Annotated in this window: 8 protein-coding genes; 3 read left to right on the top strand and 5 right to left on the bottom strand. The window is 51.5% G+C overall.

Annotated features, from left to right (window positions below; translation table 11 throughout):
* Positions 1-178 precede the first annotated feature (178 nt).
* Both CZ787_RS07405 and CZ787_RS07410 read left to right on the top strand, forming a co-directional pair.
* Positions 179-4,786 (top strand): ExeM/NucH family extracellular endonuclease, encoded by a 4,608-nt coding sequence (locus CZ787_RS07405; RefSeq protein ID WP_087107734.1) that lies wholly within the window; start codon positions 179-181, stop codon positions 4,784-4,786.
* A gap of 193 nt (positions 4,787-4,979) precedes the next feature.
* Positions 4,980-6,413, top strand: coding sequence for a phosphomannomutase (locus tag CZ787_RS07410; protein WP_087107736.1), 1,434 nt, complete (start codon positions 4,980-4,982; stop codon positions 6,411-6,413).
* Positions 6,414-6,861: 448 nt separating this feature from the next.
* On the opposite strand, the gene aspT is transcribed toward CZ787_RS07410, so the two are convergent.
* From aspT to CZ787_RS07430, 5 genes are all read right to left on the bottom strand, one after another.
* Complete coding sequence (aspT, locus tag CZ787_RS07415; RefSeq protein ID WP_087107738.1) at positions 6,862-8,553, bottom strand: aspartate-alanine antiporter; 1,692 nt, start codon at positions 8,551-8,553, stop codon at positions 6,862-6,864.
* Positions 8,554-8,630: 77 nt separating this feature from the next.
* Complete coding sequence (locus tag CZ787_RS07420) at positions 8,631-11,327, bottom strand: decarboxylase (protein ID WP_087107740.1); 2,697 nt, start codon at positions 11,325-11,327, stop codon at positions 8,631-8,633.
* A 754-nt stretch (positions 11,328-12,081) separates the two neighbouring features.
* A complete protein-coding gene (locus CZ787_RS18825) occupies positions 12,082-12,252 on the bottom strand; it encodes a hypothetical protein (RefSeq protein ID WP_176372188.1) in 171 nt (56 codons plus the stop codon).
* Positions 12,253-12,632: 380 nt separating this feature from the next.
* Complete coding sequence (locus CZ787_RS07425) at positions 12,633-15,212, bottom strand: ABC transporter permease (RefSeq protein ID WP_087107742.1); 2,580 nt, start codon at positions 15,210-15,212, stop codon at positions 12,633-12,635.
* On the bottom strand, positions 15,209-16,033 hold the full coding sequence (locus CZ787_RS07430; protein WP_176372189.1) for an ABC transporter ATP-binding protein: 825 nt from the start codon (positions 16,031-16,033) through the stop codon (positions 15,209-15,211). Before CZ787_RS07430 ends, CZ787_RS07425 begins: the two co-directional genes overlap by 4 nt.
* Here CZ787_RS07430 and CZ787_RS07435 point away from each other — a divergent pair.
* A complete protein-coding gene (locus tag CZ787_RS07435; protein WP_087107744.1) occupies positions 16,032-16,703 on the top strand; it encodes an arylesterase in 672 nt (223 codons plus the stop codon). The two genes, CZ787_RS07430 and CZ787_RS07435, sit on opposite strands and share 2 nt — an antisense overlap.
* Positions 16,704-16,871 lie beyond the last annotated feature (168 nt).

Raw genomic sequence — 16,871 nt, forward strand, 5'->3', positions numbered from 1 at the left:
TGGATATCTAAAACGTCATAATCATGACACACCCAGACGTTAGGTTAGGTAATCACGTGATATTGCGAACGATGGACGCCGCATATTGACAGGGCCTTATCATGCATGTCGCTTGCAACATGCGCATACATGACCCAAACCACAAACGAATGACTGCTTACCCGGACGGAAAATGGACATGAATAACCAGATCATTGTTAGCTCGTTGTACCAGACGCTGCTGTTACGCCAACCCGATGATCAAGGACAGCGTTACTGGGCGGGTTTACTGGATAGCCGTGAAATAGATGCCGAGGGCGTTGCACGCAACCTGCTGGCCAGCGCCGAGTTTAACGAAGTGATTCAACCGATCACCCAGCTTTATACCACTTACCTGTTGCGACCTGCCGATACAGAGGGCCTCACCTACTGGGCCAACACGCTGCGTGAAGGATTAACGCTGCAGGAGGCGACTGAAAGCTTCAAGACTTCTGCCGAGTTCCAAACGATTGCTACGTATGACGATACAGCCTGGCTTACTCAGGCGTATCAGGGGGTATTGGGGCGCGTGCCGGAGCCCGCTGGCGCTGACTACTGGCTGGGAGTACTTTCCACTGGCGCTTCGCGTGAAAAGATTCTACAAGCCATTGAGGCGAGCAACGAAAGTCAACAGTTAGCGCCGTCCAAGATGCTGCAACCCCTCATGGGTGAAGATAGCAATACAGCTGGTACTAGTTTCGATACATTGCTAGGCAATCTGATTAACCGAATTGAGGACGAGGCAGCCCAGCCTGAACCCCAAGAACCGGAACAGCCCCAAGAGCCGGAACAGCCCCAAGAACCGGAACAGCCCCAAGAGCCGGAACAGCCCCAAGAGCCGGAGCAGCCCCAAGAGCCTGAGCCGGGAAAAACACCCCAACCCGATTTTCAGCTTGGCGAGCGCTACTACCAGGGCGCATCAGACGCATCAGCAGCCGTTGCCATTGACGAGCAACTAATGCTGGTCGCGGACGATGAAGATCAGACCCTACGCCTTTATGACCGCGAAACGGGCGGCGCGCCGCTTGTGGCAATTAATCTAAACGATGCGCTGGGTCTCAGCGATAGCCAGGAAGTGGACCTCGAAGCCGTAGCCACCTACCAGGGGGTTCAGTACTGGCTAGGCTCGCATCAAAGCGGACAGCGCTCGATGATATTCTCTACAGAAGTGGCCGGTGATAGCGCTGACACATTCGATATCAGCGTGACCGGCCAGTTTACCGATCTAGCCAAACAGCTCGCTGCCTGGGATGCGAACAACGAGCACGGTTTAGGGGAAAACGCGCTCAAACTGGAGCTGGGGATAAATGTTGAAGGCGCGATGTTTATCGACGAGACCCTTTACCTTGGCCTGCGGGCGCCGTTGGACGATGGTTTCGCCCAACTGCTACCAGTCACTAACGCTATCGACCTGGTAAATGGCAGCGCTCCCCAAGCGTCATTTGGCGAGCCGCTGCGGCTGGATCTTGATGGCCGGGCCGTGCGCGCCATTGAGTCAGCTGGAGATGAGGGTTACTTGATTCTGGCAGGTCCTGTAGATGATGGCGATGACGCTGGTTTTGGACTCTATTTATGGAACGGACACCATGCTGTTCGCGAAATTGACGGCATCGATCTAAACACCATCCCCGATGCGCTGACCGCGAAGCCCGAAGCGCTTTTTGACGTAAAAATGAGCGATGCAGGTATTTCAGCCAGCGTGCTTTTTGATAGCGGTACGGTCGACTGGTTTGATGATGGTCGGTCTTCGAAGGACCTTCCAGATAGCCAGCAGCAGTTTATCGGTACGGATATTATGTTTGACGCGCTGCCGGATATGGCCCCACGTGCGGGCGATATCGCCGTTACGGCCGTTAGCGGTAGTGACAAAGAGTTTCAGTTTGTTGCACTACACGGTATCGCCGAAGGGGCAGAAATTACCTTTACGGATTCCGGCTGGGCGGGTGATGGCTTCCGAGCCAATGAAGGTGCGGTGAAATGGACAGCGCCTGCTGGCGGGGTTGCCCCAGGTACGGTGATTTCTCACACGCAAAACGCCGACCAGTTCTCTAATGCCAACAGCGCGGCGGTAGGTAATGGCAGCTTCAATCTTGCTGTGGGTGGCGATCAGGTCATTGCGTTTGTAGGCGAAGATACAAACCCTACTTTTATCTATGCCATTCAAACCAATAGCAGTGAGTGGCAGGAAACCGCCACAAACTCCAATAACTCGGCCCTGCCGCCGGGCCTGGAAAATGGCACGACGGCCATTGCCGTAGGTAGTGCGCGGAATGCGGCGTTTACCGCTGATGGGTACGGTACGGCAGACGCGCTTTTAGCGGCGATTGGTAATCCAGATAACTGGACCTTCGAGCGCAATGCCCTGCCCGATAACGCAACGATGGAATTTCGTATTGGCACGATGGAGGCGCCTTATGTGCCGGGTGAAAGTGACATTGGCCTAGTCATTACCGAGATCTGGCCAGGACAAGCCGGTACGGATATCACCGAAGACTGGTTTGAAATCACCAATCGCTCGGATGATACCCTGGACTTTGCTGAATCTCCGCTCTACTACGACGACGACAGCGCCAACCCGCAAGATGCCGTGCTTATCGAAGGCCTGACCACGCTGGCACCGGGCGAATCCGCCATTGTGATCGTCGATGGTGGCATTGATGCCGTGGCCCAGTTCCGTGAGGCCTGGAGCAACATCAGTAACATCGACAGCCTGAAAGTTGGCTTTGCCGACAATGCCGCCGGTTTGGGCAGCGGTGGCGATGCCGTCACCCTCTGGCAGGGCGACCCGCGTATTGATGGCAACAAAGTCGCTTTTGAAGCCTACCCCGACACGTCAGATAACGACGCCGCTTCGTGGAACGTGGACCGTCAAGCTTTCACCCAGACAGATGAAGAAGGTGCAGCTAGCTCTTCTTCCGCGGGGGGTAATAGTGGCGACGTACCCGCCCTCGCCTCTCCTGGCGTTGCAATTAAACCGGAGCCCGAAATTACGCTGATCTCAACGGTTCAGGGTGAAGGTGGTACCAGCGCGCTAAACGGCGAGAACGTCTCGCTGGAGGCGATCGTTACCATGGTGACGCCCAACATGGATGGCTTCTTCCTGCAAGAAGAAGACGAGGACAACGACGATAACCCGCTGACGTCTGAAGGGATATTCGTATATACCGGAAGCGGCAGCAGTGAATGGCTTGAGCAGCTCTCTGCGGGCGACCAGATTCGTATTGGTGGCACCGTTTCAGAATTTTATGACAAGACTCAGCTTACTGCAGACCGTTCCAGCCTCGACATTCTGGCTCGCGAGCAACCGCTGCCCCAGAGCCAAGTCATCAAACTGCCTTTTGCAAACAAGCAAGGTATGGAAGCGTTTGAAGGCATGCGTGTCGCCATTAAAGCGCTCGATGGCGAGCCGTTAGTGGTTACTGAGCTTTACGAGCTGGGCCGTTACGGTGAAGTCACCCTCTCTGCCAACGGTCGTCTAGAGCAATTTACCGAGGTTAACGCGCCAAGCGTGGAAGGCTATAGCGCCTGGCTTGAGGATGCAGAAGCCCACACGATCAAGATCGACGATGCCAACTCGTCGCAAAACCCGGACCCGATTATCTATGGCCGTAACGGTGAAGAGCTTTCAGCCTCCAATCCTCTGCGCGGCGGCGATAAGCTGGACACCCTGGAAGGTATACTGGACTTCAGCCATGGGGAGTGGAAAGTGCAAAACGTCGATGGCTTGGATTTTTACGGCCCCGACCGCCCCGCCACACCGGATACCGATGCTTTGGGCGATGCTGAAATCAAGGTTGCGTCATTCAACGTACTTAACTATTTCAATACTCTGGATGAGAACAACAATAAAACAACCACCCTTGACGGCACTGAGCACTCACCGCGTGGCGCCAACAATGCTGAAGAGTTTGCCCGTCAGGAAGCCAAGATCGTTAACGCAATCAATACCAGCGGTGCCGATGTAGTGGGCCTGATGGAAGTCGAAAACAACGGCTTCGGGGAGAACAGCGCCATTGCGGCCCTTGTTAATGCCTTGAATGCCGATGCCCAGCTAAAAGGTCTTGACGGTGTCACATGGGACTATAGCACTCCCAAGGATGCTGAAGGTAATATTGCAAGCCCTGGTACTGATGCTATAGCGGTGGGTGTGATTTATAACAGCCAAGCGGTGACACCTGCCGGTGACGCTGCCACCAAGACCGACGGCGCGTTTGCCTATGGCAGCCGCCCTCCGGTCATGCAGACCTTCACCGACGATAACGGCGAGCAGTTCTCCGTAGTCGTCAACCACTTCAAGTCAAAGGGCAGTGTGATCAATGGCGAAAATGCCATTGGTGACGGTCAAGGCAACAACAACCCGACACGCGTTGAAGCAGCCAAGGAGCTCCTTGAATGGCTGGAAAGCAATCCAACAGGCAGTGACGATCAAGACGTACTCATCCTGGGTGATTTGAACGCTTATGCCATGGAAGACCCTATCACGGCGCTGAAAGAAGCAGGGTTTGAGCTGCTCGATGACGACTATAGCTATGTCTTTGATGGCTTCTGGGGGTCGCTGGATCATGCATTGGCCAGCGAATCACTGGCCCAGCAGGTTACCGGCACCACGACTTGGCATATCAATGCAGACGAAGCGACTGCCTTGGATTACAACACGGAGTACACCTCTGAGCGCCAGGTCGAGAACTTGTACGCACCGGACCCATTCCGCAGCTCTGACCATGACCCTATTTTGGTGGGCTTAAACCTAAGTGCGGCAGAAGCCTAAAGAGTTCCACAACAACCATTCTTAAAAGCTCATTATTGATGGCCTCCACTTGCGGGGCCATTTTTTTTTACGCCTTCGAATAGCTCCCCGACTAAAGGTAATCCATGGCTCCGGCTTTACAGCGTGTTAAATTCATTGCGTAAACTTATTATGCTTACTATTTCACACCGGCTTTTAATTCTGGAGAAACACGTTGAGTTCAACACGTTTAGCAGCGGCCATTATTGCTGACAGCGGCATTGCCTTCGGTACCAGCGGCGCACGAGGACTGGTAGAGCAATTTACTGACGAGGTATGTGCCGCATTTAGCGTGGCGTTCATTTCTGCCATGCAGTCGAGCTTTGACGTAAAACGGATTGCAATCGGCATGGACCTCCGCCCCAGCAGCCCAGCCATGGTAGCAGCGTGCACTGGCGCCGCCCACGCAATGGGTGTTGAAGTTGATGACTATGGCGTACTGCCCACCCCTGCACTTGCGTTGCAGGCCATGGCAGATGGTATTCCCTGCATAATGATTACCGGTAGCCATATACCTTTTGATCGTAATGGGATTAAGTTCTATCGGCCTGATGGCGAAATTACCAAACAGGATGAAGATGCGATCTTTGCCTCAACTGCGCGAATGCCAGCAGAGGTGCATCCAGTACGCAATGTCGTTTCTGATGCAGCCAGCGAGACATACGCCCGGCACTTTACCTCGTGGTTTACCGGCGAGCCGCTAAAAGGATGGCGCATAGGGCTATATCAGCACTCTGCTGCTGGGCGTGATTTAAACGTCCATATATTGGCCGAGCTAGGTGCCGATGTCGTTATACTCGGTCGTAGCGAAACCTTTGTTCCAGTGGATACCGAGGCAGTAAGCGAAGAAGATCAGGCAAAGGGCAGCGCATGGGCAAAACAGTACCAGCTGCATGCCCTGCTCTCTACTGACGGTGACGGCGATAGGCCTCTGGTCGGCGATGAAACAGGTACTTGGCAGCGTGGTGATGTAGTGGGCTTACTGTGCGCGCGAGCGCTGGGGATTGAAGCACTTGCTGTTCCAGTAAGCTGTAACACAGCCATTGAAGCGTGCGGTGCGTTTAAAAAGGTTAAACGAACACGCATCGGTTCGCCCTATGTATTAGCCAGCATGGCAACGCTCAGCAAGCAGTTTGATCGAGTCGCAGGCTTTGAAGCCAACGGTGGCTTCTTGCTAGGTAGTGAGCTGGAAGTAGACAATCGTGCACTAGCAGCACTCCCCACCCGCGATGCACTTTTACCCGCGTTAACCTTGATGATAACAGCTGCCCAACAAGGTATCAGGCTGTCGCAGTTATTTGCCAACCTTCCTTTGCGATATACCGCCAGCGACCGACTTAAGGGCTTTCCTACCTGGCAGAGCAATGCTCTGTTAGCAACGTGGCGTGAAGCCCCTAAAGAGATGCAGGAAGCTTTAGGCTTCGCAGCGCCCATTAAAGATATAACTACAATTGATGGCTTACGCATAACGCTGGAAAACAACGATATTGTGCACTTGCGCCCTTCCGGCAATGCCCCGGAACTGCGATGCTACTGTGAATCAGACTCACAGGCAAAAGCATCTGCCTTGGTTCAGAGAAGCCTGGCTAGCCTCGCTGCCCTTGCTTAAGCCAATCGATTTACAGTAAGAAAGCAAAACGAGAGAGGCTCCTTAGAGCCTCCCGCGCGTTGCGGCCATCCATAGCCGGAGAACCATTTGTTCAGTATAGCGATTTATAAAGCCGACAGCGACCACACACCACTGTCGCGTTCTTTATCACCCACAATTCAATTCATGAAAGAAATCAGACCGCTATCATAACGCAGCCTGAGGTGACTTTCATCGCATCCGCGTCAGGTACTGCATGAATGCCGTTCATGGCGACTAGATCAATTGCTTTGCTGGGTTGAGCTTTCGTCAGTTCTCTTACTATGGATTGTTGACGTTTCATGTTACTCGCCAAAAGATCCCACTCGCCTTGGCAGCACCGCATATTAATTAAAATTAACACCTTCTAACAGATCCGACAGCGATATAGCTCTACTTTTCACACCCCCTGCGCAGGGCCACGTCGTCGCTATGATAATAATATAACGATAACCATGCCCCACAGTGTTAAGAACGTATTACTGACAGCGTAGGGCACGGTATATCCAAGCATGGGCACATTGCTTTTTGCTTGTTCAGATACCATAGCGACAGATGCCGTGCTCGTTCTTGCCCCACCGCAGCAGCCAAGATTAATAGCAGGATCGAAACGAAAAATATATTTACCAATCAATGGGCCGAGTACCATCGGGACAGCGGTTGCAAATAGCCCCCAAAAGAATATCTCGAACCCAACTTGTTGAAGCCCAGCAATAAACGTGGGGCCCGCCGTAATCCCCACCACAGCAATAAATATATTCAAACCTACCGAGTTCATAAACCAAAGCGTTGCACTTGGTACTGTACCCAGCTTCGGTATGAAACTACGTAACCAGCCAATAAGAATACCCGCAATCAACGCGCCGCCCGAAACGGAAAGCGTGATCGGAATTCCATCGATTGGAACAGTTATAGCACCAATTAATCCGCCCAAAACGATACCTGCACCCACTAACACCATATCAGTAATACTGGTAGGGCGATCAGCAAAGCCATATTCACCAATTATGTCGTCAATATGTTTCTTCGTACCGTTAATAGTTACGATATCACCACGATGTATTTTAGTTTGCGCATATAAAGGGATATCTACGCCCATTGAGCCTCGCCGAACACGTGTAACGTAAACACCTCGAGCCATAGGCTGCTGAGCAAGCTCAATGAGTTTTTTCCCGTTTGCTTTTTTATTGGTAATAAAAACATCAACCGATTCAACAGGTATATTCAAAAGCTCTGGATCAGCGACTTCCTTAGCCCGATTGCTCCACTCAACTAACGCTTCATGATTACCTGAGACAGCAACAATATCGCCTACTTGTAGAACGGTATCGCCATCAAAGGGAATAATCTTTTCTCCACGGCGCAAGTTTTCCAGGAACAGGCGCCCATCAACACTGGCTTCTGCTTCTGATACCGTTTTACCGGCAATCAAGCCGGGCGTGGTAAGTTCATAAGCTCGAATGATGTATTTATGCCATGCGGAATGCATACCATCTTCGGAAGCGCCGACTGACATCTCTTTTTCGTAGCGCTTACACTCTTCCTGTAGGTTAATACGTAAAAGCTTTGGACCCAGAAAAGCGATGATCCACCCGGTACCCACTGTTCCAAATAAATACGTAACGGCATAGGCGACGGGGATGAGATCTAATTGCTGCTGAATTTCCTCAGGTGAAAGGTCAAGTTGACTTATCGCATTAGTCGCAAGACCTATTGAGGCAGAGATAGTTTGTGTTCCTGCAAGCAAGCCTGCTGCCAAGCCTGGGCCATACCCCGAAATAGAAGCTGCTATATATACAGAAGCTAAGCACAGCATCGATATTACAATGGCAAAAATTGCCTGGGGAAGTCCATCACTTGCAATACCGCGTACAAACTGAGGGCCAACACCAAACCCGACAGCAAAGAGAAACATAATAAAAAAGATGGATTTAATTTGTGGGGATATATCAATACCTAACTGCCCGATAAGCACTCCCGCTAGCAGCGTTCCCGTGACAGCGCCCAAGCTGAAATTACCAAGCTTAATCCCACCTACCCAATAACCGATTGCTAGGGCTAAAAATATTGCTAGCTCCGGACTTCCTCTTAGAATAGCTACTACCCATTCCCAAGTCGCCATATCAAACAAGCTCCGAAAGTTCGCCCCTTTCATCTATTATGAAAGGGGCGTAGTCAAAGAAATACGTAGAAGAAATATTAGGGGGTATCAGATGAAGAAAGCTTTAAAAGCTGAAGACCTCTGTTGGCTTCATAGCCGTGCACCTCTTTAACATCCAGCTTACGCATGAAAGATATTGTTTCTTTGCTAATAACTTGCCCTGGAACCAATATAGGGAAACCAGGCGGATAAGGGATTACCAATTTCGCTGACACCATGGGCGGGCCATCTTGTAAACGACGGTCACATTCGTCGCTGAATAAACCGACATATTCGCAATTCTCGGGGCTCCAGCTTTTGAAAAATGCATCACGAATATTTCCCTCAACCGCCACACCTGCAACGTCGTTTCGGTATGTTTCGTGAAAGTAGCTAAAATTAGGCAGGTCAGGCACATCACTCATCAAACTATAGACGCGTTCGTTAAAGCTTTTTTTACCGTCTTCCCCTAAATGACTTAGCTTCTTCCCAAGTTCAGTTACAATTTCAAGTAATACGTGTACCAATTGAGCTACATCGCTTCTCGTATTATTGATATTGGTTTGCAAAAGCACCGAGTTACGTGATGTTTTGTTAACCTGAATTTCATATTTATCGGCCAGCAAACTCTTGAACTGTGTTCCATCGAACCCAGCTGTGCCACAAATTAGAGTGATACGTGTAGGGTCCAAAAAGAATTCATCGTCGCGAATGGCGAGTACTGCATCGCTCCAATTGATGCCTTGGGCTAAAAAATCCTCAAAACCGCTCGAGCGAAATTCGCTCGGAATCATTTCATCGGCACCTAGTACGCGGAAGTACTTCGATATTAACGGATGTTTATTAATTTGATTGCGAATATCCAACGCCATTTGAATCGAATTACTGACTAACCCGTACCCCTCCAACTCCATTTGCCTGCGCGCAACGTCCATTGATGCAATTAGCTGCTGGTTGGGGCTTGTTGTCGAATGAGTAAACACAGCTTCATGCAGCTGGGGTTCAATTCCGTAGAAATCAACATCTTTAACAAGAATCATGGATCCTTGTCGGATCGCTGACATCGACTTATGCGTAGAGTTCGTTTGATAAACACGCAGCTTCACTTTACGAGGATCAGGTATTAAACGCGTATTGAGCAACGCCTCATCATTAGGTTGCTCTCCTAGTGCCTCCTGCTGTTGCTCGTAGGCGGTGATTGAAGCAGGATCGTCCAGCCATGCTTCGATATTGCTGGCTGCTCCCATCGCCGTGCGCGGGCGCAAGAAAGGCGACCAGTGAGCAAAACCAAACCAGGCTTCATCCCATAGGAACACAAGATCGGGCTTAATGGCGAGACACTCTTCCATCACGCGTCGTGTATTATAAACGTGACCGTCAAATGTACAGTTAGTCAAATCAACGACACGAACACGGTCTAACTTCCCTTCTGCTTTTAATGACAACAGCGCTTGTTTGATGGTCCGTAACGGAACAGCGCCATACATCGAATACTCTTTCATGGGAAAGGCTTCGACATAATAGGGCAGTAATCCGCCTAGCACAGCGCCATAGTGATGCGACTTATGGCAATTGCGGTCAACAATAATGATGTCACTTGGTTGGGCAACGGCCATTAGTACTATTTTATTTGAGGTGCTGGTGCCATTCGTGATGAAGTAACAGTGATCCGCCCCAAACGCCCTTGCTGCCTTTTCTTGTGCGCGCTTAATATTACCGGTTGGCTCTAGCAAACTATCTAAACCGCCTGTTGTTGCCGACGATTCAGCTAAAAATAAGTTGCGTCCATAAAACTGCCCCATGTCGCGAATCCAATCGGAGTGAAAAACCGATTTACCTCGTGCAATGGGTAACGCATGAAAGGTGCTAACAGGACGTTGGGCATAACGTTTTAAATTGTCGAAAAAGGGCGTTTCGTAGCGAACGCGCACACCTTCAAGAATGGCTAGATGTAACTCAATAGGCTCTTCGACCGCATAAAGAACGCGACGTATACAGATTGAACGAGGGTCACTTGCAATATTTTGGGGACGTTGATCCGACATCAGATAAATATCAAGCTCTGGCCGATGTGCTGACAACGTTGTTGCTAACTGTAGCGCCAAATGATCGTCATCCTCATGTATATTGAGGTCTGACATCATTCTTTCTAGCTGCGGTACAGGCTGGTGGCTCGCGAAATCAAACCCGTCGAAAATAGCGACTGCACAGATATTACTATTTACCGCGATAGCACAAAATGCGTCTTGAAAATTATTGACAACGAGTGGCTCGTAAATAAATTCATCTTCTTTTTGGCGCTGGCTGCGCATCAGCCTGATATTACGATTTATGAGATCGCCGTTGTCAGGCGCTACCACTAATACTTCAAAATAGGGGCGATCCGCTGTCGTTGTGGACGATGTATTCCGGTCAATATCTTTCTCAGCGTGAGGTAACACCTCCCATTCGTGGGGGTCTTCTTTGTAATATCGAGCTAAAATTGAAAAAGAGATCCGCCCGACTAACGCGTTAAATGCTTCCTTTTGGTCGGTCTCTATATAAGCCGCCAGCGCTTCTATTAATTGCGCGCCAGGGTAGGCATGTAGCATTTCGATAGCGCGCAATTGATCAAACACACGTTTCACTTGATCGACACTCGCTTTTTCTGATGACCACTTTCGTGCTACCGCGAGTAACTCGCGCCAGTGGTCTGATCGCAGCCCACTCAGTGTAAAAATTTGATCAATATTTGAGTATGTAACATCTGTATGCATTTTCTAGTCCCCTTACTGGCTTTGTTTGAGGTATTGATACGCTTCGTGCCTTGGGTGCACTAGAAAAGCCGTGACCCGTCAGAATAAGAAATCTTTAAACAAGACAAACACTGTCACCTAAAAACTTTACTCTAACTTATCAACCGCTTACTGAACTTTATGATCCTTCAAGCAAGACCCGTCTTTTTTTTTGATACGTAAATTACTATGTTCTTGTTTTTTTAATACGCTTCAGCTACTAGCTCATAGCATTAACAAACATTAGAAAAAATTCACATTTAGCTAAAAGTAAACGATCTTTTCAATTTGCGCAATTCCTCTTCAGCACTGTAAAAAGCAGTCACTGCAGTGGTTTAATAACGTCGGACGTATACTCGAGTGGTAACATTACTATCCTAATAAAAATATAGAAACGTTGAGTATTCGCTAATGGATCGGAGATAATGCTTAGCGGCTGCCGCTTCAGGCACTGTATGAATGCCGCTCATGACGAACGTCTTGATAAGAATGAAGCCCGGCATCATTCAACTCCCACAGGTTTAGGCGGCTATGTCCAACACTTGAATAAAGCCGTGCTTCTCTTAAGCTTTCAGAGCGTGAGCTTCCTTAAGAGCGTTTTAGAGTTAGAATCGCATAGCTCAATGGATCATTCGGTTGGTGGCAGGACAGGCTGTGTAAGAGCCAAGCGCGTCTCGGCTATACCTCCTTTCAACAAGCATTACGCGCTTGGTAGAAATGATAATGGCTAGCGCATTTAGCTATTTGCATTTCGGTCTACAGCTTGCAGCCTAATCAGTAAATGACCGTCGTTTGGATAACTCACAACGGCTTCATATTGATCAGGTTTCTGACCGATCTCTGCATGAAAGCGCTCCATCACATCGACAAGCTCACGGATGAGTGCTTCTTTTTCTGGTATTGGCATCACATCCTCCCCAGCAAACGCTTGGCGAACACCCGAAGGCACTGCTAGAAATTTTTATTTCGTTATTAATTATAATTTAACACTAATTAACTTTAATCTTAAAAAAAGCTGCCAAAACCGCTTTATTTCCCATGGTGGCGAACATCTCAAGACTTGCCCTATCCTGGAGGTTTCAGCCAGCGATGGGATTGGGTGATGAGACCACAGGGGAGGCCCCTTCGCCCAGTGGAACGGGGCTCCCACAAGGATGACCTAGCATTGAGAGTAGATAAAAATTGCAGCAGCCGACGAACATTGTGGGAGCAGGCTTTAGCCAGCGATGGGTTGTGGTTCAACCCTAAGGAGTCTCCAGCCTTCTCCACTGTTTCTACAAGGTCACATCATGCCTCACCCAGCAACCCCAGGCTCGCTGCGGGTGCCTGACGGCGTAGCCCCCGCGATAACGCATGGCCGATAAATCCGATCAGTAGCGCGCCTCCAAGGGGTAACGCTAGCCATAAGGTGAGGTGAAAGCGCGGCGGTAGCTCTAGCCAGTAGAGATAGAGTGCGGCGGTCGCTACTTCGGCCAGTACAGCGCCCATTAAACCGCTGGTAAAACCCAACAGGGCATACTCTGCCCCTTGGACGTGGGAAATCATTCGCTGGCCTGCTCCAAAGACACGCAGTAGGCCACTTTCATGGGCGCGTACCGGCTGGCTTGCGGTCAAGGCAGCATAGAGCACGCTGACACCCGCCAGCAGCACCAGTACCAGTACAAGCTCGATGGCACGCGTTACCTGAGTTAGCACATCACGTACCTGGCCTAAAATGGCATCAACGTTTATCAACGATACACTAGGGAAGTCGCTCACCAGTTGGCGAATTAGGCCTTGCTCCTCGTCAGGCAGATGAAACGCGGTGATATAGCTATGTCCAAACGACTCCAACACGCCCGGCGGGAAAATCAAAAAGAAGTTGGGCTTAAAAGTGTCCCAATTGAGGCTGCGCACGCTGGTGATACGTGTGATCAGCTCATCACCGCCCACAGTAAAGGTGAGCGTATCATTGAGTGATAGTCCCAGCCGGTCAGCCAAGCCTTCTTCAATGGAAACAGGGACGGTAGCGGCCGGTATCGCATCAACCGCGCCTAGCCAGCCTTGTGGTTTATCAACAGGTAGTTCATCAACGGGTGCTTCACTTGAGAACCACTCCCCTGCCACTATCTGGTTATCTTCAGGTAGTTCGGCCTGCCAGGTCAGGTTCAATTCGCGGCGCAGTGAGCCGTCGCCTCTGGCATCCTCAGGTACCGCTTCCATGGGAGGCTGCTGATTAATAGCGGTAATACGGCCACGTACCATGGGATACAGCGTGCTTTGGATATCAATACGGGGCGCCACGGCTTGCTCAAAAGGATCACGCTCATCAGGTTGGATATTAATGGCGAAGTAGTTGGGCATATCATCGGGCAACTGGGCCTGCCAGGTTGAAAGCAGGTCACCACGTACCAGTACGATCATCGCCATGGCAAAGAACGTGACAGAGAATGCCAGCAGTTGGCCCACGCCTGCCTGGCGGCGCCGCGCCAGTTGGCGCCCGCCCAGGCGCAGCGCCTGCATCCACTCGCTTGTGCCTGTTAGCTTTTTTATGCCATGAAGAATGCCATTGAGTAGCAGCGCGCTGATGCCCCAGAGCGCACTGAGCATGATACCTCCCCCCAGAAGCAGGGCGACCGCCAAAGGCACACTACCGGAGTAGAGCCATAGCAGGCCGCCAAATACGGTAGCGGCAACACCGGCTACCCACCAGGCGGCAGGAGGCAAAGGGTCCAACTCTCGACGCAGCACTTTCAGCGCACTTACCTGTTTGATGCGTAATAGCGTTGGTCCGGCAAACCCTACAAGCACAGCCATCGCTGTTAATACGCCTAGCCATAGCGGCATAATGCCCGGTGGCGGTAAGGTTATAGGTAAAAAGCTGGCGAGTAAGTGCAGCAACAGCGCCTGCCCCGCCACGCCGAGCAGTGCGCCAAGCAAAGAAGCCGCCAACGCCAGCCCGATAAGCTGTAGGCTAAACAGCATGACAAGCTGTTGCTGGCTGGCGCCAAAGCAGCGGAGCAACGCTGCCGTGTCCAAGTGGCGTTCAACATAGCGCTTTGCTGACATGGCGACCGCGACTCCGGCCAGCAGTACGGCGGCAAGCCCTGCCAGCCCCAGGTAGCTGTCTGCGCGTTGCAATGCGTTACCTAGCTGCGGCCGGTCCACTCGAACATCACGCACCTCGACCCCTTGCTGGCGCAACTCGTTAAGTAATCCCTGCACAGTGTCGAGGGCTTGAGGAGGCCCAGCCGCCAATAATTCGAACTCGACACGCGAGCCCTCCTGAACAAGACCGGTTGCTTCCAGGTCCGCCGTATTGAGCATCAAACGGGGATTAAAATTACTAAAGCCCGCGGATTGATCCGCTTCCCGTTCGATAATCCCGCTGATGGTTAACTCGGCTCGCCCTACCTTTACACGGTCGCCAAGCTCTATCTCAATGAGCTGCGCCAAGCGTGGGTCCGCCCATGCTTCTCCCGCTGGTGGCCCGGAGGCTATCTGCTCGGCTCCCTCCCCTAAATCGACACGCGATACGCCATAGTGCGGGTACACGTCGTCCACGGCTTTAAGGCTAGCTGGTTGAAAACGGTCCCCTAAGCTAATCATGGATACCAGCCCGACCTGGTCGCTTAGCGTAAAGCCTGCCTCTTCCAGCGTCGTGCGTAGCTCTTCTGAAAAAGGGGAGCGCTGCTCCAATACGATATCCCCTCCCAGCATTTGCCCAGCCTGACGCTCAAGGCCGCGCTCTAACCGGTCGAGAAAAAAAGCGATCATAGTGGAGGCGGCAACCGCCAGCACAAGGGCAACAAAGAGCGCACGAACATCCGCCGAGCGTAAGTCACGCCTTAAGCTTCTGGCGGCCAGCCGCCATGGTATATCGCTCATTGCCCATCCCCTGCCACACCGGGTTCAGCAGGTACAAAGGGTAATAGCTTGCCTTGAGTTAACTGCAGGCATCGATCACAGCGGCGTGCCAAAGCGTGGTCGTGGGTGACCAGGATAAGCGTTGTTCCAACCTCGTGATTTAAGGTAAACAGCAGGTCGATCACCTGAGCGCCGGTATCAGGGTCGAGGTTGCCGGTCGGCTCATCCGCAAACACCAGTTCAGGGTCGGTGACAAACGCCCGGGCAATCGCTACCCGCTGCTGCTCACCGCCTGAAAGCTGCTTGGGTAGATGGTCTACACGTTCACCCAACCCCACTTTATCAAGCCATGTTTGGGCAATATGGTCTTCTCCCGCACGCGGTGAAAGCTCCAAAGGCAGTAACACATTCTCTAGCGCGCTTAAGGTGGGTAGCAGCTGAAAATTCTGGAACACAAAGCCCACTCGCCCAGCTCTTAACGCCGCGCGGCCATCCTCATCCAAACGGCTCAGCGCCTTCCCAAACAGCATGAGTTCGCCATCGCTGGGGGTATCCAACCCGGCGAGCAGGCCTAGCAGCGTTGATTTTCCAGCCCCGCTTTTACCTAAAATGGCGACGCTTTCCCCGGCTGCTACGCTTAACGACAGTTGATCCAGAATAGTTAGCGTGCGTTCGCCACTGGTCACTTTCTTCGATAGCATTTCTGCATGCAGCACAGGCCGACCCAACGCAGCATGGGGAACCTTGTTCTGCGCAATACCGTCAGTGATAGAGTGACTGTCTGCTTGTGGCGACGCATCAGCGCTGGACGAGTATGCAGCTTTATCTGAGGAGTGAGGCATGAAGCGAGGCATCCCTGTGACATGGCAAAAACGTAACCGTATGGTAACCGGCTATCTGGTGGTTCTGATAGTCACCTTAAGCGTTCCTGCGCTCAACGCAAGTGAGCCTCCCACCATACTCGTTATGGGTGATAGCCTGAGTGCTGCTTATGGTATTGAGCACGAGCAAGGCTGGGTTCCTCTGCTAGAAGAGCGTCTGGGCGGCCAAGCAGACGTGGTCAATGCCAGTATTAGCGGCGAAACCACCTCAGGTGGATTACAGCGGTTTAGCGCCATTTTGGAGAAGCAGCAGCCTGATATCGTGCTACTGGAGTTGGGGGGCAACGATGGTTTGCGTGGGCTGGCACCCAATCAGATGCGTTCTAACCTGGCCAGTATGATTGAGCAAAGCCAAGAGGTTGATGCTCAGGTACTGCTGTTAGGTATCGATATCCCACCCAACTATGGCCAGGCCTACCGGGATGCCTTTACCGGCGTTTACCACTCCCTGGCCGAAGAGTATGACGTACCGCTGTTGCCGTTTTTATTAGAGGGCGTGGCGCTTAACGAACAGCTTATGCAGGAGGATGGCATCCACCCCACGGCCGAGGCACAGCCAATGATTCTGGATAACGTGTGGCCTGAGCTTGAACCGCTTTTGGGCGGCGGTTATCAGGCATCGGCCAACTGATCACAAATGGTCTTCGCCGTCTCAAGTTGCGACAAGAACTCCATTAGGGCTTTCAGCGCTTTCCTAGCGACCCATGGCGGTGCTCCAAGCGCTGGTGGCCGATCAGAACCGATGCCCAGGTGATCAAGGAAAAGCTACGCTGGACCCAGAGGCTCCGACACACAGAGC

This window comes from Halomonas citrativorans (assembly GCF_900163645.1).
GTDB lineage: Bacteria > Pseudomonadota > Gammaproteobacteria > Pseudomonadales > Halomonadaceae > Vreelandella > Vreelandella citrativorans.